Raw genomic sequence first — 18,948 nt, 5'->3', positions numbered from 1 at the left:
TGGGTACATCAACGCATTGTGCCTGTCGGGACCGAGCGGTTGGAAAGCCTGATTGTGGCATGCAAGCATCGCCAGCAACGGCGTTGCTGGATGGCATCAATCCTTCTCGGTCATGGAAGGGGAGCGCCCTCCGCAACTAATCCGTCGTCTTTGAGATCAGTCCACAACCTGGATGGAATATCCTCGCGCAGATAGGCCAGGTTCTGCTTGAGCCCTTCTGCCGATCGGGCGCCGGGAATGACGCTCTATACCAGCGGATGGCCAGCGGGAACTGCAGCGCCGCCGGCAGCGATACGCAATGGCGGGCGCAAACCGCCTCGATCTGGCAAGGTGACCGACAACCCGGTGGTGGAGCGCTACCAGGGCGGAAAGTTCATCGTCGTCGCTCGATGTTTGAGGACGGCTGAGCTACGTCGGCAGTGCCCTGCCAGTGATCGTATCGGCCGCCTTTTCGGCGATCATGATGACGGCGGCGTTGGTGTTGGAAGATACGATGCGCGGCATGACCGAGCTGTCGCAGACGCGCAGGCCCTGTAACCCTCGCACACGAAGCTCGGGATCGACGACGCTGTCGGCATCACCACCCATGCGGCAGGTGCCGACCGGATGGTAGGCGCTGCGGCTATGCTCTCGGGCGAACGCTTCGAGCGCCGCGCGCCCTTGAGTCGCTGGGCCCGGAAGATGCTCGCGGCTGATGTATTTGGCGAAAGCCGGCTGAGAGAGAATCTCGCGGCTGATCTCGATGCCGTCGATGGCCCGCTCCAGGTCGTAGCGCTCGGCGAAGGGATTGGGATCGATGACGGGTGGATCGCGCAGGTCCGCCGACCGCAGCGTGACGCTGCCGCGGGAGCGGGGGCGGACATGGTAGGAGTTCAGCGTGCAGCCATTGCCGCCGGGGACCGAGCCTATGCCTTCCTCGACGCCGGCGCCCGGCAGGAAATGAAACTGGATGTCAGGCGTCTTTTCAGCGCGGTCACCCCACCAGAAGCCGCCGGCCTCGACGATGTTCGAAGCGACCGGCCCCTTGCCGAACAGGGCGTATTCAAGACCGGCGAGAGCCTGCCAGCGTTTCTTTTTGTAGCGGTCGATGCCGTGCGGTCCGTTGAGCTCGGCGACGACATCGACATCCATGTGATCGTGCAGGTTCTGGCCGACGCCGGCCAGATCGTGGACCACCTTGATGCCGTGGGTGTCCAGATGCGCGGGCAGGCCGATGCCCGACAGCATCAGAAGTTTGGGCGAGCCGATGGCGCCGGCGGTGACGATCACCTCGCGTTCGGCCCTGAGCAGTTCGGTGCGGCCGTTGGCGATGATCTCGACGCCGATGGCGCGGCCGTTCTCGACGACGACCCGGCTCACCGTTGCATCGGTGCGCAGCGTCAGATTCCTGCGGCCAAGCGCCGGCTTCAGATAGGCGACCGCCGTGCTGCTTCGCTTCCCGCTGCGCGTCGTTGTCTGGTAGAAGCCGGCACCTTCCTGCTCACCGGCGTTGAAGTCGGCACGGAAGGGAAGACCGGCTTGCTGCGCCGCCCTGACGAAAACCCGGGTCAGCGGATGCGGCGCGCCGCTGGAAGCACCGAGCGGGCCATCGGTGCCGTGCTGAGGACCGGCGAAGGTGTCGTTGCCCTCGGAACGGATGAAATAGGGCAGCACCTCGGCGTAGCTCCACCCCGCGCAACCATCATCTGCCGCCCAGCCGTCATAGTCCTGCGGACATCCGCGTGTGAACACCTGGGCGTTGATCGAGGAGCCGCCGCCCAGCACGCGCGCCTGCGGATAGACCATGACGCGGCCGTCGATCTCTTTGCCGGGTGCCGCGGCATAGCCCCAGATCAGCGGTCCCGACGTCATCTTGAAGAAGCCGACCGGCATGTGGATGTAGCGGTCGGTGTCGGGCGGACCGGCCTCCAGCAGGACCACCGACAGGTCGGGGTCCTCGCTCAGCCTGGCGGCAAGAACGCAGCCAGCGGAACCGCCGCCGACGATGATGAAATCAGACATTCTCACTCCCTTGCAAGGCCGAAATCAGGCCCCCCGCTCTCCCGCGCGTGACGATCTCAAGTCGCTTGTGTCGCGTCAAGAGAAAGGGTAAGGTTATCGTGTTGAAGGGTTGTCGTACAAGTGAGGAGCTTGATGATCCATCAACCGGAGGGCCCGGTCGCGCTGCCTGCGCAAGCGCCGGGCGGGAAACAGATTCAATCGGGAGGTTCAAAAAATGAAGGACAGGAACAGTCTTACGCTTTCCGGCAATGTCAGCCGCCGGACGCTGGTGCTGGGCGCCACCGCCGGCGTGGCGGCACTAGCCATGCCAAAAGTTTTGCGCGCGCAGGAAAAGCCGACGCTGGTGACGTCGATCCGCTCGTTGTCCAACCCCTATCACGCGGTTTGGAAGACGGGCGCCGAGGCCTATGCCAAATGGGCCGGGCTGGAGCACGTCACGCTGGTTTCGGAAGGCAACAGCGAGAAGGGCATCGCCGACATCAAGGCGATGCTCGCCAAGACCAACGGCAACATGGTGCTCAACTCCGACCCCAACGACACGCCCGACGCGCGGCCGATCGTCGAGGCCTGCGCCAAGGCAGGCGCCTATGTGGTGACGCAGTGGAACAAGCCGGCGGATCTGCACCCCAAGGACTTCAACCCGAACTATGTCTCACACATCGAGTTCGACGGCATCGCCAGCGGCAAGACCATTGCCGAGATCCTGTTCAAGACCATCGGCGGCAAGGGCGGCATCGTCGCGCTCGGCGGCCTGATCTCGACCACGGCGGCGATCGAGCGCAAGAAGGGCCTCGATGCCGCTCTTGCCGCCAATCCCGACATCAAGCTGCTCGACTTCCAGGTCGCCAACTGGAAATCGACCGAGGCCTTCGACCTGATGGGCAATCTGCTCACCCGCTTCGGCGACGACATCAAGGGTATCTGGGCCGCCAACGACGATATGGGCTCCGGCGCGCTTGAAGCGCTGCGCGCCGAAAACCTCGCCGGCAAGGTGCCGATCGTCGGCGTCGACGGCATCAAGACGGCGGTCGATGCGGTGCGCACCGGCGAGTTCGCTTGCACCGTCACCTCCGATCCGTTCTGGCAGGGCGGCATGGGGCTCGCCATCGGCTACAACGCCAAGATCGGCAAGTTCGATCCGACCAAGGAACCGCCGGAACACCGCGAATTCTACGGCAAGGCGGTGCTGATCTCGCACGACAACGTCGAGGAATATTACAAGACCAACGTCGAGTCCAAACCGGAGATCGACTGGAACGACCTGTGGGGCCGGGTGACCGGAGCCATCCGCACCTGACCGCCGGGCGGGCTGCTGCTCCCTGGCGGCCCGCCTCCTCTTGCAGTCGCCGCTTCACATGCGCGGCGACTGTCATCAGCTGACGGGAAGCGGTTTCTTGACAATCGATACAGAACCCCTGAAGTCCGTTTCAGACATTGAGCGGACGACGCTTATGACACTTCTCCCCGGCCGCATCGCTACCGTGTTCGGCGGCAGGCGCTGGCGCAGCCTGGCGCCGCTGGCGGTGCTGATCGTGCTGTGCATACTGATCGCCATTGCCAATCCCAATTTCATCGAATTGCGCAACCTGGTGCGGCTGGCCAACTCGGCCGCCGTACCGCTGACGCTGGCGATGGGGCTGACCTTCATCATCCTGATGGGCAGCATCGACCTCTCGGTCGAGGGCACGCTATCGGTGTCGGCGATGGTGGTGGTGCTGCTCGCCGCCAATGACAGCAATGGCAACGACTATGGCTGGTGGGCGGTGCTGGCGGCGATCGCCTCAGGCACAATCATGGGTCTCATCAGCGGTCTCGTCCAGACGACGCTGCGCATCCCGTCCTTCATGGCGACGCTCGGCATGTGGTTCATCGGCCTTGGCCTCTCGGTCTATATGCTGGGCGGCTCGGCCATCCGCCTCAACGACGCCTCGATCCGCGACCTGGCGTTGCACCGTTTCCTCGGCCTGCCGCTGGCGGTGTGGGTTGCGATTGGAGCGTTCCTGCTTGCGGCCGTCATCCAGTATTACACCCGGCTCGGCCGCCACATATTGGCGATCGGCGGCGACGAGGACGTGACCAAGCTCTCCGGGGTCAACGTCACGCGCGTGCGCATCACTGCCTTTGCGCTCGCCGGGTTCTTCTTCGGCATATCAGGCGTCCTTGCCGCGGCGCAGCTCGGCCAGTCGCATGCCGTCATCGGCGACGGCAGGCTGTTTGCCGCCGTGACGGCCGTGGTGGTCGGCGGCACGGCCCTGACCGGCGGCGAAGGTGGCGTCGTCAACACGTTGATCGGCGTGCTGATCGTCACCGTGCTCGCCAACGGCATGATCCTGCTCGGCATTTCGCCCTACGTCCAGCAGACGGTGCAGGGCCTGATGATCATTGCTGCCGTGGCGCTGTCGCTCGACCGCGTCCGCCTCAGAATCGTTAAGTGACCGCCATGCTGAACGCATCCGGCATCATCAAGAATTTTCCCGGTGTACAGGCCTTGCGCGACGTCTCGATCGAGGTCCGGCCCAACGAGGTGGTCGGGCTGATCGGCGAAAACGGCGCCGGCAAGTCGACGCTGATGCGGGTGCTGGCCGGCAGCTACCGGCTGGACGGCGGCAGCCTTACCCTTGATGGCGAGCAACTGCGCATGCGCAACCCGCGCGACGCGGCCCGGCATGGCATCGGCATGGTGTTCCAGGAACAGTCGCTGGTGCTCAACCTGACGGTCGCCGAAAACATCTATCTCGGCGAGGAAGACCGCTTCACCCGCTTTGGCATCGTCAACTGGCGCGCCATGAACGCGGCGGCGCGCCGCCAGTTGGCCAAGATCGGCATCGACATCGACGTCACCGCGCGCACCTCCGAGCTCACCTTCGCCGCACGCCAGATGGTCGAATTGGCCAAGGCGCTGACGCTTGAGGAAGTGGTCGAGCGGCAGTTGCTCATCCTGCTCGACGAGCCGACCTCGGTGCTCAACGCCGCCGACATTGAGGTGCTGTTCGCGCGCGTGCGCTCGCTCAAATCCCGCGCCAGCTTCGTCTTCGTCTCGCACCGCCTCGACGAGGTGCTTGCGATCTCCGACCGCGTCTACACGATGAAGGATGGCGCGGTCGTGGCCGAGCATCGCGCCTCGGAAGTGACCGCGCCGGAACTGCACGAGATCATGGTCGGGCGCGGCCTGCAGGCCGAATATTACCGCGAGGCCCGCCAGCAGCCGCCAAGCCAGAAGATCATGGTCGAGGCCAAGGGACTTGCCGCGAATGGTTTTTATCACGGCGTCGATCTTTCGATCCGGGCCGGCGAGATCGTCGGCATCGCCGGCGTCGTTGGCTCCGGCCGTGAGGAGGTGACGCGCACCATCGGCGGCTTCCTGCCGCATGATGCCGGCGAAATGAAAATCGCCGGCGAGACGGTGCGTTTCGGCTCGCCGGAACCGGCAGTGCGCAAGGGCATCGGCTATGTGCCGCGCGAACGCAGGCTTGAGGGCCTGGTGATGTTCCTGTCGATAGCCGAAAACATTTCGCTGGCCGATCTGTCAAGCGTCATGCGCCATGGCACCATCGACTACGGCAAGGAGCGCCAGCTTGCCGCCGACTGGATCAAGCGGCTGCGCATCAAGGCGCCCGGCCCTGACGCCGCCTGCCGCAAGCTCAGCGGCGGCAACCAGCAGAAGGTGGTGCTGGCGCGCTGGATGACGGCTGGCTCGCGCATCCTGGTGCTCGACCATCCGACGCGCGGCCTCGATGTCGGCGCCAAGGAGGAAGTCTACGAACTGGTCCGCGATCTCTCCGCGCAGGGTGTGGCGATCCTTTTGATCTCCGACACACTGGAGGAGACGATCGGCCTGTCGCATCAGGTGCTGGTGATGCGCGACGGCGAGATCACCGCGCGCTTCGACGCCAGCCCTGGCCACAAACCGGACCAGGTCGATCTATTGCGAGCGATGGTATGAGAGGCCGTTCGGAAACCTACGCTGGAGGCCGGCTATGAATGAAACGTTCTCCATCAGGCGGATATTCGAGGGCAAGTGGACGCAAGGCGCCATCCCGCTGATCCTGCTTGTCGGGCTCTTGCTGATCATCGAGATCGCCGCGCCCGGCTTCATGACTGGCGAGACGCTGGCGCTGCTCTTTGCCAACACCGCCGTGCTGTTCATCCTGGCGACGGGCGTCACCTTCGCTATCCTGCTCGGCGGCATCGACCTGTCGATCCAGGCCGTCGCCTCGCTGGCGAGCGTGATGCTGGCGCAATTGCTGCCTTCGCTCGGCTTTGCCGCCTTTCCGGTGGCAATCCTGTCGGGCCTCGTCTTCGGCATCCTGAGCGGCATCGTCCACGTCAAGCTGCGCGTGCCGTCCTTCGTGGCGACGCTCGCCACCGGCGGCGTGGTCACGGGCCTGGCGCTCTGGGTCTCCAACGGCCGCGCCATCACCATCGAGGAAGGCGGCCGCGAGAAAACCGCCTGGATCAACGCCACGATTGCCGGCCTGCCGATGGTGGTGCTGATTTCGGCGGTCATCGGCATCGCCAGCTTCCTGGCGCTGCGCTACACGCGCTTTGGTCGCCAGGCGATCGCTGTGGGCGCCGGCGAACCGGCGGCGTGGGCGGCGGGCATCAATGTCGACCGCACCAAGATCATCGCATTCGCCGCCTCCGGCATGCTGGCGGCAATCGCTGGCGTCGTGCTGGCGGCGCGCCTGTCGAGCGGTTCGCCGGTGCTGGCCAACCAGCTGCTGCTTCCCGCCATCGCCGCTGTCATCGTCGGCGGCACGGCGATTACCGGCGGGTTGGGCGGCGTTGCCCGCACGGCGGTCGGCGCGCTGATCATCTCGATCGTGCGCATCGGCATGACTTTCGTCGGCGTCAACATTTTCCTGGAAAACATGGTGTTCGGCGCGGTGCTGATTGCCGCCGTCGCCATCACCATCGACCGCAGCAAGATCGCGGTCATCAAGTGATATCCGCACCGCCTCCCAAGCAAGCGCGGACAGGGAGGGACCGCATCGGTGCGAGGCCGATGCGGTCCGGCCTGCAATCATTGCATTGTGTCGAGGCCGATCAGCTCGATCTTGTAGCCATCGGGATCTTCGACGAAAGCGATGTGGGTGGTGCCGTGCTGCATCGGGCCGGGCTTGCGCGGGATCTTGGCGCCGCGCTTTTCCAGTTCCGCGCAGACGGCGTAGATGTCGTTGACGCCGAGCGCCAGATGGCCGAAGCCGGTGCCGATCTCGTAGGGTTCCTCACGGCCCCAGTTCAGCGTCAGTTCGACGACGGCTTCCTTGTCCTCCGGACCGTAGCCGACAAAGGCGTTGGTGAACTTGCCGCCGGGGTAGTCGTCCCGGCGCAGCAAGGTCATGCCGAGGACCTCGGTGTAGAAGGCGATCGACTTGTCGAGGTCGAGCACCCTGATCATGGTGTGCATATAGCGAAAGCCCGGGGCGGCGCTCATCGTGAAAGTCCTCCAAATTCGGTGATTTGCGGGTCTGACCATCCACATCAAACGGTTGGCGGCGAGGCCGTCCCGCTTGATGTTCTAAATCAGGGTTGTATGATAACACGACAAGATTGGTGCTTGTCCAGTCGTTTTCCGAAAGGCTCTAGTATCCACTCATGAATGCCGTGCCGCCCACCTCCGCATCGCTGATCGCAGCCTTGGCCGGCCTGCTGTCCGATGGCGGGCTGCTGACCGAAGCCGACGATCTTTCGCGCTACAGCCGTGACTGGTCCGGCGATCATTTCGGGCTGCCGCTGGCGGTGGCGCGGCCGGCTTCGGTGGAAGAGATGTCGGCGCTGCTGCGGCACTGCCATAAGGAGCGCATTCCCGTCGTGCCGCAAGGCGGGTTGACCGGCCTTGTCGGCGCGGCCGTAGCGGCCGGCGGCGAGGTCGTCATCTCGCTGGAGCGCATGAACCGGATCCGCTCGGTCAGCCCGATCGACTTCGCCATGGTGGTCGAGGCCGGCTGTATCCTCGAGGACGCCAAGCGTGCCGCCGAGCAGAGCGACTGTATCTTGCCGATCACCTTCGGCGCGCAAGGCAGTTGCCGCATCGGCGGCAACGTCGCGACTAATGCCGGCGGTTTCAACGTGCTGCGTTACGGCATGACGCGCGACCTTGTGCTCGGCCTCGAAGTCGTGCTGGCCGATGGCCGCATCTGGAACGGGCTCAAGGTGTTGCGCAAGGACAATCGCGGCTATGACCTCAAGCAGATCTTCATCGGCTCGGAAGGCACGCTCGGCATCGTCACCGCCGCGGCGCTAAAGCTCTTTCCCAAGCCGACGCAGATCGAGACGGCACTGGTCGGGCTGCGCTCGGTCGAGGATGCGATGGCGCTCTATGCACGGGCACGACGCGACTGCAGCGACCTGCTCACCGCCTTCGAACTGATCCTGCGCCAGGGTATCGAAATCACCATGCGCGAGGGCGCGGATTTTCCCGATCCGCTGACAAAAGCCTATCCGGCCTATGTGCTGATCGAGATTTCCTCCGGCGGGCTGATCGACTTGTCCGCCATGCTCATGGGTTTTCTCGGCGGCGTCGCCGACATCGTCGAGGACGGCATCGTCGCATCGACGCGGGCGCAGGCCGAGCGGCTGTGGCTCTATCGCGAGATCATGGTCGAGCGTCAGGGGCGCGGGGGCCGCTATCTGCGCACCGACGTTTCGGTGCCGATCTCGAAACTCGCGGATTTCGTCACTGATGCACTGGCGGCGCTGAAGCAGGCGCGGCCGGAGGCGCTGGCCGTCACCTATGGCCATGTCGGCGACGGCAACATCCATCTCAATATCGTGCCGCCGGAAGGCATGGAACCGGAAACGGTGGAACATCTGTTCGAGGAGGCGGAGGCGGAGATCTTTGCAATTGTCGACCGCTATGGCGGCTCGATCAGCGCCGAGCACGGCATTGGCCGCGTCAAGCAGAAGGCGTTCCTCGAGCGCATCGATCCGGTGACGCTTGATCTGGCGACCGGCATCAAGCAAGCGTTCGATCCACGCCATATCCTAAGCAACGGCCGCATTCTGGCGCCGACATCCGCCGTCGACTATAGGTGAGCGATGACGCTGAAGCTCGACAAGGTCAATCGCGGCCCGCACCTCTCAACCCTGGTTGCGAGTTCGATCTCGCGCGAGATCGCCCAGGGGCGCCTGAAACCCGGCGATCAGCTGCCGACCGAGCAGGCGCTGGCGACCACATTCGGGGTCAGCCGCAATGTCGTGCGCGAGGCGATCGCAAGGCTCCGGTCCGAGGGCCGGATCTGGTCGCAGCAGGGCAGGGGCGCCTTCGTCGCCGACGCGACCAATGCCACGGTGCTGACGATCGACTATGATGCGCTGCAGCGCGCTGATTCCTTTCGCAACCTGTTCGAGCTGCGCGGCATCCTGGAAGTCCAGGCGGCGGCCCTTGCCGCCAAAAGGCGCACCAAGGCCGACCTTACCGCGATGACCAATGCGCTTTCTGGCATGCGCGCTGCCCCCTATGGCAGTGTCGCCTGGCTGCGCAGCGACCTCGAATTCCATCGCACCGTCGCCGAGGCGACGCGCAACAGCTACATGGGCCAGTTCCTGGCCTTCGTTTCCGAGCGCGTGCGCGAAAGCATCCTCGCCGCCGGCAACCAGCAGAAGTCGGACGACATGGCGCGCATTACGCTCGGCGAGCACGAACGCATCCTCGCCGCCATCCGCGCCGGCGATGTCGAAGGCGCGCAAGCGGCCATGCGCGACCATCTGGCGGGCGCGGCCCTGCGTGTGGGATTGCATGAGGGTGAGGCGGCTGCTGAGTCGGTATCGCCGCAGGAAGTCGCGTCTCCGGTGCGGCATTCACGGCTGCGGAAGGCTGTGCGCAATCGGACTGCGGGGTAGCGGTTTCGCTTCGTCTTTATCTGTAATTCACCCTCAGCCGGGCCAATCGCCTATGGCGGCGCCCGCCTACGTGATTTCACTCTGTGGGCGGCTCAACCAGCGATACCCCATTCAATCCCGCAACAATATCCGACAACGCCGGCACGAACTTGTCGCCATGACCCGTCGTAACCGCCGTGGCAAAGCCGTTGCGCACCGCTGCACCGATCGGGTTGGCGATGCCGGCAGCTTGCGCGAAGGAGGCGAGATAGGTCATGTCCTTCAGCGCGTTGGCGATGGCAAAACGCTGCGCATTCTCGTTGCGGTTCAGCACGAAATCGAAGAAGGCCTGGTAGAAGCCGCAATCCATGCGGCTGCCCGAGATGACGCTGTTGAAGACCTGCGGTGTCAGCCCGGCCTTGGCGCCCAGCGTCAGCGCCTCCGAATAGATGGCGGAATAGCCCATCGAGACGAAATTGTTGAGCAGCTTCATGGTGTGGCCGCTGCCGGTCGGGCCGGTATGGACGACGCGAGCGGCGAAGGCTTCGAGCACCGGGCGGGCGCGGGCGACCACTTCCGCCGCGCCGCCGACCATGACGTCGAGCTTGCCTTCGGCCGCTTCCTTGGGCGTGCGCGCCAACGGCGCGTCGATCAGCGTCACGCCTTGCGCGGCAAGTTCGGTGGCAAGCGCTGTCGTCGATGATGGGTTGGAGGTCGAGCAGTCGATGATCAGCAGCGCCTTGCCTGCGGCGGCATGTCCGTCCGTTGCGGCGGCAAGCCCCTCTGGTCCCTTCACGACCGCTTCCACCTCACGCGATCCGGTAACACAGATGAGAATGATGTCGCAGCCTTCGGCGAGCGCGCGCGGCGTCGCCGCCTGGCGGGCGCCGGCACCGACAAGCTTCAATGCCGCCTCCTGGTTACGGTGCGCCCAGACCGTCAGGGGCCAGCCCTTGGCCAGGATGTTTGCCGCCATGCCTGAGCCCATTGCGCCCAGTCCGATAAAGCCTATTTGCTGCTTCATGTTGGTCTTCCAGTACTATGGGCCCAAAGAAACGAAAGATTGCCGTTGCAACCAACCGGTGCGATCCTTGCGACAGGAATCGATTTAAAGGGCGGGTTTTCCGATGTCGGATCGCGGGGGAGCAATGTTCGGTGCCATTCGCCAGTCCCCCAATCTGAGGGGCGAACTGGTGGACAAGTTTGCCGCGCAGATTGAAGCGGGCGATCTTGCGCCTGGTCAGCGGCTTCCCACCGAGCAGGAGATTGTCAACGCCACCGGTGTGAGCCGGACCGTGGTTCGCGAGGCGCTTGCCTCTTTGCGCGCGCGCGGGCTTATCACGACAAGACAAGGCCTGGGCGCCTTCGTGGCCCGGGAGCCTCCGCCCAAGACCTTTTCGATCGTGCCGACAGATATCGAATCGATCGACGAGATCCTGGCCGTGCTGGAACTGCGCATGGGTGTCGAAGTGGAAGCGGCGGCGCTGGCCGCCATGCGTCGCACCGCCAGGGACCTTGCCTTCATGGCCAAGCAGCTCGACGCCATCGACCGGGCGATTGCAGAGACCGGCCTTGCCGCGACTGAAGATGCGGGTTTCCATCGCGCGATTTCGCTCGCCACGCACAACGCCTATTTCAGCCGGCTCTTCGACACGTTCGGCGCCGCCATGATCCCGCGCCAATGGACGCAATTTGATCGCCTGGAGCCTGACGAACGCGAGCGGCATTTCGAGCGGACGCGGCGCGAGCACCGGGCAATCTACGAGGCCATAGCGACGGGCGATGCCAAGGCGGCGCAGCACGCGATGCGGCTTCACCTGACCCGTTCCTACAAGCGCTTCGAGCAGCTTCGCGGCGGCGCTGGACATCTGAAATAAATCCAACGACAGATCGCGAATGACAGACAGTCCGGCTGCGGCCACCGCCACCGGGCCCTCACGGCCATGCCGGCGTCGATTGGCGCCACGCACGAATGCCGGCAACATCTCGTCGCCCATCCAACCTCCCGACAACGCTCCGACGGCGGTATCCGTCGTAACCTTTTGCATGCTTACAGGGTTGTCATACAACTATTCCGTCTGATATTCCTGTCGGAACGACCCGTCAAGATGACACGGGGCTTTGAGGAGTGGTTTGCATGCATCAAAGGCGATTTGGCCGCGCCGGCTGGCAAGTGTCGGAGATTGGCTTTGGCAGTTGGGCGATCGGGGCCGACTGGGGAGATGTCGAGGAGAAAGACGCGATCGCGGCGCTCAACGCCGCGCTCGATGCAGGCGTGAGCATGATCGATACGGCCGACGTCTATGGCGATGGCCGGGCGGAGAAACTGATCGCAAAGACACTCAAGGCGCGGGGCGGCGAGAGACCGATCGTCGCCACCAAGGCCGGCAAGCGGCTCAACCCGCATGTTGCCTCCGGCTACAATCGCAAGAACCTGACCAGTTTCGTCGAGCGCAGCTTGCGCTATCTTGAAGTCGACGTCCTCGATCTGGTGCAACTGCACTGTCCCATGACGGAGGTCTTCTACCAGCCCGAAACATTCGAGGCACTCGAGAAGCTGGTCGAGGAAGGCAAGATCCGCCATTACGGCGTCAGCGTCGAAAAGGTCGAGGAAGGCATCAAGGCGCTGCAGTATCCCGGCGTCGTCAGCGTCCAGATCATCTACAACATGTTCCGGCAGCGCCCGGCGGAGCTGTTCTTCGACATGGCGCGCCAGAAGGATGTCGCGATCATCGTCAGGGTGCCGCTGGCCAGCGGCCTCTTGTCCGGCAAGTTCCGGAGCGATTCCAGTTTCAGCGCCAAGGACCACCGCAACTACAACCGGCAAGGCGAGGCCTTCGACGTCGGCGAGACATTCTCCGGCGTGAATTATGAGGAAGGCCTGCAGGCAGTCGAGGAATTGCGGCCTCTGCTGCCGCCCGGGGCGACGATGGCGCAATGGGCGTTGCGTTGGATCCTGATGAACCCGGCTGTGACGGTGACCATCCCAGGCGCCAAGACCGTCCGGCAGGCGCAGGAAAACGCCGCCGCGTCCGACCTGCCGCAGCTGTCGCCGCAAATCATGGAGCGCATCGCCGACATTTACGAGCGGCGCATCAAGGCCGCCGTGCATCAACGCTGGTGAGCGCCATGGGCACTGGTGAGCGCCTGGTTGCCCGTAGGCCCCTGGTCATCGACGGGCATCAGCATTTCTGGGATCCGGCGGATGGGTCCTGCGGCTGGATGACGGAGGATTACGCCGCCATCCGACGGGTGTTCTCGCCCAACGACCTGCGGCCGGTGCTTGCAGAGGCCGGCGTGGACAGGACTGTCCTTGTTCAGACATGGCATTCGCTTGACGAGACGCTGGCGTTCCTGGCCACGGCAAGCCGGACCGATTTCGTCGCCGGCGTCGTCGGATGGGTCGACCTCACGGATCCTCAGGTCGGAGTCACGCTGGCGGAGCTGAAAGCACGGCCGGAAGGCCGCTACCTGGTCGGCATCCGTCACCTTGTCCACAACGAGGCGAATCCGAACTGGCTGCTGCGCGAAGATGTCCAGCGCGGGCTGGCCGCGGTCGCCGCGGCGGGGCTCGCTTATGATCTGCTTTTGAAGGAGCCGCAGATTCCCGCGGCCTTGCGGACGGTGGAACGGCATCCTACCATGCGTTTCGTGGTCGACCACATCGCAAAACCGCGCATCCGGCAGCACGCGATGGAGCCGTGGGCCGAACTCATGCAAGGCTTCAGGGTCCATCGTGACCATGTCTGGTGCAAGCTCTCCGGGATGGTCACGGAAGCCGACTGGCGGCATTGGAAAAGCCAGGATCTGCAGCCTTATGTCGACAAGGTCCTTTCGATCTTCGGGCCGTCGCGATGCCTGTTCGGCTCGGACTGGCCGGTCTGCCTGGTCGCTGCCGACTATCAGTCGGTCAAACGCACCCTCAGCGATTGTCTTTCCGGGCTGACGGAGGAGGAACGGTCCCAGGTTTTTGGCGCTTCCGCCGTCGAAGCATATCGCTTGTCCGTGCCCTCATAGTGACAGGGCGCTGACCGTCTCCTGACTTTGGCGACCGCACCCTCACGGGGCGCATCAGAGACGACCCTGCTGATCACGGCGCATGGCTCCGGGGCTGGCTTTCGGCCCGACCCTTCTGCCGGACCCGATCCCCAACCTGCGTGAATTTCCTCGCCCAGGCTGAGATCCGCGAGGACGAACGAAGGCGGCGACACGATGCCTCTCTCCAGGTTCCTTCGGGCCGGGTTCATATTGACAGCTGTGTTACATGGTAATAGGGTTGTATGACAAGTTGGCCATGTAAGGGAGGAACGTGCATGAGACAGCTAGGACTTGGGTTGGCCGTGGCGGCCGCTGGGCTCGCCATGGCTTTGCAGACGGCCCGCGCCGACGAGGAACTGCCCATCGGCGTGATCGCCGCGCAATCGGGCTCATTCGTTTCGGCCGGCAACACCATTGTCGGCGCCGCCAACCTGGCGGCGCAGCAGATCAACGACGCCGGCGGCATCAAGGTTGGCGACAAGACCTACAAGATCAAGCTCTATATCCGCGATAACAGAACGGATGTGAACGTCAGCATCGCGGCCGCGCGCGAGCTGGTCAACGACATCGGCGTCAAGGCAATCTGGGGTACGGAGACGCATGACTTCTCGGTATCCATGGCCAAGATCACAGGCCCGGCCAAGGTGCTGCAGTTTTCCGGCAACAGCTCGCTCGGAGCCGTGCTCGACGACAAGGCGGTCGCCGACGATGGCTGGCTCCATTACGCGTTCCAGAGCGAGCCGCAGGAATGGCAGCGCAGCGGCAGCACCGCCAAGGGTGTGCTGTCCTTGCTGACGCCGCAGCTGAAGTCGCCGCCAAAGCACTCGGTGGTGTTCGTCGGCAACGACGCAACCGGGCAGTATCTGTCCTCTCACTACGTCAAGGCGCTCGAGGCGGAAGGCCAGAAAGTTGACCTGGTGCGGTATCCGCCGGACACGACCGACTTCTCGCCCCTGCTGACCCGCATAAAGGGCATGAAGCCCGATATCGTGCATTTCTGGTACAATGGCGATTCAACGCTCACCGCCTTTCCGCAGGCCCTCAAGCTTGGTGTGGCGCCGTCCTACTTTCTGTTCGGCGTCGATCCGGGCATCTACCAGGAGCGTAGCCTCAAGGCGGATGTGCCAGTGACGCTCAGTTGCGTGCCGGTTTGCTGGGGTTCCTCGCCGTTCCCCGAGGTGAAGCAGTATTTCGACAAGTACTTCGGCCTCGGCGCTGCGAAAGGTCCGCAGTCCTCGGTCTCGCTGCTCTACTATGATTACTTCTTCTGGTACGCCAAGGCGCTGGAGACGGTCGGCAAGATCGACGATCCGGACGCGGTGGTCGCCGAACTCCTGAAGTCCGACTACAAGGGCGTCGTGTCGCCGGTGCCGCTTGTGTTCAACAAGCACCACCAGGTCACATTTGCGACCGAGGTCTGCATGGTGCAGCCCAACACATCCGATCAGTTCAAATGCGCGGTCGAACAGCCGCCGGCCGCTCCGCCGCCCGGCGACAACGGGGGCTGAGGTAGCCCGCGAGAATATCTGACGTCAGGATGGGCGGCGAAATTTTCGGTCCCGCCCATCCTCACCGTAGGTTCGCCACCGGATTTGATGATGGACATTCTTCTGCAGCAGCTGGTGAACAGCCTCTCGGTTGCCAGCGTCACCATTCTCATCGGCATCGGAATCACGCTGATCTTCGGCCTGGCCGGGATCGTCAATTTCGCGCATGGCGAGTTCCTGATGGTCGGCGGCATGGCGACCTGGTTCATGGTCGGGGCCGGGATGAACTTCTTCCTGGCGCTCGTCTTTGCCGGCCTGCTGGTCGGCGCGCTCGGCTTCGCCGCCGAAAGATGCCTGTTCCGGTTCACGCTCAACCGACCGATGAACGGCTTCATCATGTCGATCGGCCTCAGCGTGATCCTGCAGCACGCGGTTATCCGGGTTTTCAACGAATTCCAGAAAAGCATCGCCGACCCGGTCGGCCAAGTCTGGACGATCGGCGGTGTCGACATCATCGCGATGCGCGCGATCGTCGTCGCGATTACGGCTGTTATCGTAGCAATTACCTATTTCGGCATCTCCCGCAGCCGCTATGGCATGGCCTTGCGGGCGAGCGTGTCGGACCGCGACACCGCAGAGCTGATGGGAATTCCGGTGCGCCGCTATGTCACCGGCGTCTTCATCTATGGCAGCCTGCTTGCCGGCATCGGCGGCGCCCTGATGATTTCGCTGTTTCCGATCACGCCCTTCACCGGCAGCGTCATCATCATTCGTGGTTTCGCGGTCTCCCTGATCGGCGGTCTCGGCAATGTCGGCGGCGCGGTCGTCGGCGGCCTCGTGCTCGGCCTGGTGGACGGCCTGAGCGCCGGCTACGGCTATCCGGAATGGACCGATGCCTATTCGCTGGTCGTGATGATCCTGATCCTGGTGTTGCGCCCCCAGGGTCTGCTTGGCGGCACGCTCGGCCCCAAGGCATCGTGAGATGTCGATGCCCGCGACCGACAACAGCGCCGGCAAGATGGGCGCCGCGACAGAAGGCACCAGAGCTTCGGAGCGCCTCGCGCTTTTGACAGCGGACAATGCCTCCGTTCCCCTGCCGGCCAGCGTTCAGGCGATAACGGCAATCCTGCTCGCGGCACTCCTGATAGCCTTGCCCTGGCTCGGCCTCGGCTACCGGTTCCTGTCGATCGCCATCACCACGATCTATACGGCAATCGGGCTCTATGGCCTCGCTCTGCAGTTCGGTCAGGCCGGCATCATGTCGGTGGGCCATGCGGCACTGATGGGGATCGGCGCCTATACCTCGGCAATCCTGTCCGTGCAGCTTGGCTGGGGTTTCTGGACGACGCTGCCATTCGCCATGGCCATGTCGGCGATCGTCGGCGGCGTCATCGGTTTGCCGACGCTGAGGGTCGGCGGGCAGCATTACATCATCATCACCTTCTGTTTCTGCGCCCTGTTCGTCATCGTCCTCACCAATGGCGGCACCTTCACCGGATCCGCAACCGGCCTCGATGTCGGATCGGTGACGCCATTGCCCGGCATCAATTTCGACAAGCTCTCCAACAATTACTACCTGGTTCTGGCAGCTCTCTTCCTGGCGCTTGCCGCAACCTATCTCATCGGCATTTCCCGCTACGGCCGGACGTTGCGGGCAATCCGGGAGAACGAACAACTGGCGCGTTCGGTTGGCATCAATGTCGACCTGCACAAGCTTGGCGTGCTCATGGTTTCAGGCCTGTTTGCAGGCCTGGCCGGCGTGCTGCAGCTCTATTACCTGCGCCACATCTCACCGACCCTGTTCGGCGCCTTTCCCAGCCTTTATCTTGCGCTGATGGTCATGCTGGGCGGTGCCCGCTACCTCTACGGGCCGCTGATCGGTGCAATCATCGTCAACTTCCTGCCCGAAGTGCTGAACCTTGATCCGGTCGATTCCCGCATCGCCTACGGGGTCTGCCTGCTGCTGGTGATCCTTCTGCTTCCGGGCGGGGTCAGCGCCGGCATCAAGAACATCTACTGCGCGATTGCCGGTGGGTCAGAGGGGCAAGGCGGAGGCTCGAATGGCCGCGCTTGAAGTGAGGGGCCTGCGCAAGCAGTTCGGCGGCGTCGTTGCGCTCAACGGCATCGATCTCGACATCGACACCGACCGGGTCGTGGGCATCGTCGGTCCCAACGGATCCGGCAAGACCACCTTGTTCAACGTCGTCACCGGCGTTCATCCAGCTACCGGCGGCACGGTATGCTGGCAGGGGCAGGACATAACCAATATCGGCGCCCATCTCATTGCGCGAAAGCGGCTTGTGCGGACGTTTCAGCAGGCGATGTCCTTCCCGGGCCTGACCGTCAACGAGAACGTTCAGATCGCCTGGGAGCAGGGCAGGAGAGGCGGCAGCCGGTGGGCTTCTCCTGGCATGATCCTCGACTTTGTCGGCCTGGCTCCGCTTGGCAAGGCGATTGCAGGATCGCTGCCCTTCGGCAGCCTCAGGCGCCTTGGCCTGGCGGTCGCGCTCGGCGTATCGCCCGAACTGTTGCTGCTGGACGAGCCGGGCGCCGGGTTGAACGACAGCGAAGCTCAGGCGTTCGCGGCAGTTATTGCGCAACTGCCGCCGCAAGGGATTGGCGTTTGCCTCATCGACCATGACATGGACATGATGGCCGACCTTTGCGACCGCCTTGTCGTGCTCGACTTCGGCACCAAAATCGCGGAAGGCCCGCCGGCCCAGGTACTTGCCGACCCCAAGGTCCGCGAAGTCTATCTCGGCCCCGACAAGACGGCGGCCGCGCCATGAGCCTTCTTGCCGTCGAGCATGTTGACACCGGCTATGGACCCGTCGCGGTCAATCGCGACGTCTCGCTTGTGGTCGCCCAAACTCAGATCGTCACCATCCTGGGTCCCAACGGCGCCGGCAAGACGACGCTGTTGCGTTCCATTGCCGGTCTCGTGAAGCCGCGGCGCGGCACGGTGCTCTTCGACGGCCGCGACGTCACTGCGCTTCACGCCGACGAAAAGGCAACGCTCGGCGTCGTCATGGTGCCGGAGGGCCGCCGCGTGTTTGCCGACATGAGCGTGCGCGAAAACCTGCTGCTTGGCGCCTATTGCCGCAAGGACAGGGATGCGATCGAGGCCGACATCGCCTTGATGGAAAGCTACTTCACGATCCTTGCAAAGAAGCGCGGTGCCAAGGCCGGCACACTCAGCGGCGGCCAGCAGCAGATGCTGGCCATCGCGCGCGGACTTATGGCAAGACCGCGCATCCTTTTGCTTGACGAACCGTCGCTCGGACTGTCGCCATTGCTGGTTTCGGAGCTGCAAGGCATCATCATGAATGTCCGTGAGAAGTTCCGCGCGGCGGTGCTGCTGGTCGAGCAAAACGCCGGACTTGCGCTCTCGGTGGCCGAACAAGGCTATCTGATGAATTCCGGGCGCATCGTGGCGTCAGGCAGTATCGAAGAGTTGAAACAGTCGTCGGTCATGCAGGAGCTCTACCTCGGCAAGAGGGCGCAGCAAAATATTGGTCCCTCGCAGGCATCCCGGTGATGACGCGAATCCCAGCAATCCGCGTTGAAGTGGCAGAACTGGCGCGGTCGATTGGCTGTC

The 18,948-nt window shown here is 63.8% G+C and carries 17 protein-coding genes; 14 read left to right on the top strand and 3 right to left on the bottom strand.

Features of this window, described 5'->3' with window-relative positions; genetic code table 11:
* Window positions 1–408: 408 nt before the first annotated feature.
* A complete protein-coding gene (locus OHD62_RS31380; protein WP_263791026.1) occupies window positions 409–2,001 on the bottom strand; it encodes a GMC family oxidoreductase in 1,593 nt (530 codons plus the stop codon).
* A gap of 214 nt (window positions 2,002–2,215) precedes the next feature.
* On the opposite strand from OHD62_RS31380, the gene OHD62_RS31375 reads away from it, so the two are divergent.
* The 4 genes from OHD62_RS31375 (at window position 2,216) to OHD62_RS31360 (ending at window position 6,947) form a co-directional block, all read left to right on the top strand.
* Window positions 2,216–3,298 (top strand): sugar ABC transporter substrate-binding protein, encoded by a 1,083-nt coding sequence (locus tag OHD62_RS31375; RefSeq protein WP_263791024.1) that lies wholly within the window; start codon window positions 2,216–2,218, stop codon window positions 3,296–3,298.
* A 154-nt stretch (window positions 3,299–3,452) separates the two neighbouring features.
* Window positions 3,453–4,436, top strand: a complete 984-nt coding sequence (locus OHD62_RS31370) for an ABC transporter permease (protein ID WP_263791023.1) — start codon at window positions 3,453–3,455, stop codon at window positions 4,434–4,436.
* Between the two features lie 5 nt (window positions 4,437–4,441).
* A complete protein-coding gene (locus OHD62_RS31365) occupies window positions 4,442–5,944 on the top strand; it encodes a sugar ABC transporter ATP-binding protein (protein WP_263791022.1) in 1,503 nt (500 codons plus the stop codon).
* Between the two features lie 34 nt (window positions 5,945–5,978).
* Entirely contained in the window at window positions 5,979–6,947 is a 969-nt protein-coding gene (locus OHD62_RS31360; RefSeq protein WP_263791021.1) for an ABC transporter permease, read from the top strand.
* A 77-nt stretch (window positions 6,948–7,024) separates the two neighbouring features.
* On the opposite strand, the gene gloA is transcribed toward OHD62_RS31360, so the two are convergent.
* Window positions 7,025–7,438 carry a lactoylglutathione lyase gene (gloA, locus tag OHD62_RS31355; RefSeq protein ID WP_263791020.1) on the bottom strand — a complete coding sequence of 138 codons (414 nt, stop codon included), beginning with the start codon at window positions 7,436–7,438 and terminating at the stop codon, window positions 7,025–7,027.
* A 161-nt stretch (window positions 7,439–7,599) separates the two neighbouring features.
* Between gloA and OHD62_RS31350 the strand changes: the two genes are divergently transcribed.
* Window positions 7,600–9,039, top strand: coding sequence for an FAD-binding oxidoreductase (locus OHD62_RS31350; protein ID WP_263791019.1), 1,440 nt, complete (start codon window positions 7,600–7,602; stop codon window positions 9,037–9,039).
* A 3-nt stretch (window positions 9,040–9,042) separates the two neighbouring features.
* Window positions 9,043–9,846 carry a FadR/GntR family transcriptional regulator gene (locus OHD62_RS31345; RefSeq protein ID WP_263791018.1) on the top strand — a complete coding sequence of 268 codons (804 nt, stop codon included), beginning with the start codon at window positions 9,043–9,045 and terminating at the stop codon, window positions 9,844–9,846.
* 76 nt (window positions 9,847–9,922) lie between these two features.
* Here the strand turns inward: OHD62_RS31345 and OHD62_RS31340 are convergent, their stop codons facing one another.
* Window positions 9,923–10,849 (bottom strand): NAD(P)-dependent oxidoreductase, encoded by a 927-nt coding sequence (locus OHD62_RS31340; protein WP_263791017.1) that lies wholly within the window; start codon window positions 10,847–10,849, stop codon window positions 9,923–9,925.
* A 103-nt stretch (window positions 10,850–10,952) separates the two neighbouring features.
* On the opposite strand from OHD62_RS31340, the gene OHD62_RS31335 reads away from it, so the two are divergent.
* The 8 genes from OHD62_RS31335 (at window position 10,953) to OHD62_RS31300 (ending at window position 18,888) form a co-directional block, all read left to right on the top strand.
* The gene (locus tag OHD62_RS31335; RefSeq protein WP_263791016.1) at window positions 10,953–11,702 is read left to right on the top strand and encodes a FadR/GntR family transcriptional regulator; all 750 of its coding nucleotides are present in this window, start codon (window positions 10,953–10,955) and stop codon (window positions 11,700–11,702) included.
* 260 nt (window positions 11,703–11,962) lie between these two features.
* Window positions 11,963–12,949, top strand: coding sequence for an aldo/keto reductase (locus OHD62_RS31330; RefSeq protein WP_263791015.1), 987 nt, complete (start codon window positions 11,963–11,965; stop codon window positions 12,947–12,949).
* Window positions 12,950–12,954: 5 nt separating this feature from the next.
* Window positions 12,955–13,842 (top strand): amidohydrolase family protein, encoded by an 888-nt coding sequence (locus OHD62_RS31325; protein ID WP_263791014.1) that lies wholly within the window; start codon window positions 12,955–12,957, stop codon window positions 13,840–13,842.
* 296 nt (window positions 13,843–14,138) lie between these two features.
* Entirely contained in the window at window positions 14,139–15,371 is a 1,233-nt protein-coding gene (locus OHD62_RS31320) for an ABC transporter substrate-binding protein (RefSeq protein WP_263791013.1), read from the top strand.
* A 90-nt stretch (window positions 15,372–15,461) separates the two neighbouring features.
* Complete coding sequence (locus OHD62_RS31315; RefSeq protein WP_263791011.1) at window positions 15,462–16,331, top strand: branched-chain amino acid ABC transporter permease; 870 nt, start codon at window positions 15,462–15,464, stop codon at window positions 16,329–16,331.
* A 7-nt stretch (window positions 16,332–16,338) separates the two neighbouring features.
* Window positions 16,339–17,424 (top strand): branched-chain amino acid ABC transporter permease, encoded by a 1,086-nt coding sequence (locus OHD62_RS31310; RefSeq protein WP_263791010.1) that lies wholly within the window; start codon window positions 16,339–16,341, stop codon window positions 17,422–17,424.
* Window positions 17,411–18,139, top strand: coding sequence for an ABC transporter ATP-binding protein (locus tag OHD62_RS31305; protein ID WP_263791009.1), 729 nt, complete (start codon window positions 17,411–17,413; stop codon window positions 18,137–18,139). The genes OHD62_RS31310 and OHD62_RS31305 overlap by 14 nt, the downstream gene beginning before the upstream one ends.
* Window positions 18,136–18,888: an ABC transporter ATP-binding protein gene (locus OHD62_RS31300; protein WP_263791008.1), complete on the top strand. Its 753-nt coding sequence runs from the start codon at window positions 18,136–18,138 to the stop codon at window positions 18,886–18,888. Before OHD62_RS31305 ends, OHD62_RS31300 begins: the two co-directional genes overlap by 4 nt.
* Window positions 18,889–18,948 lie beyond the last annotated feature (60 nt).

The sequence above is a fragment of the Mesorhizobium sp. YC-39 genome (genome assembly GCF_025753795.1).
Taxonomy (GTDB): Bacteria; Pseudomonadota; Alphaproteobacteria; order Rhizobiales; family Rhizobiaceae; genus Mesorhizobium.
This window is presented reverse-complemented; position numbering and strand designations above follow the sequence as displayed.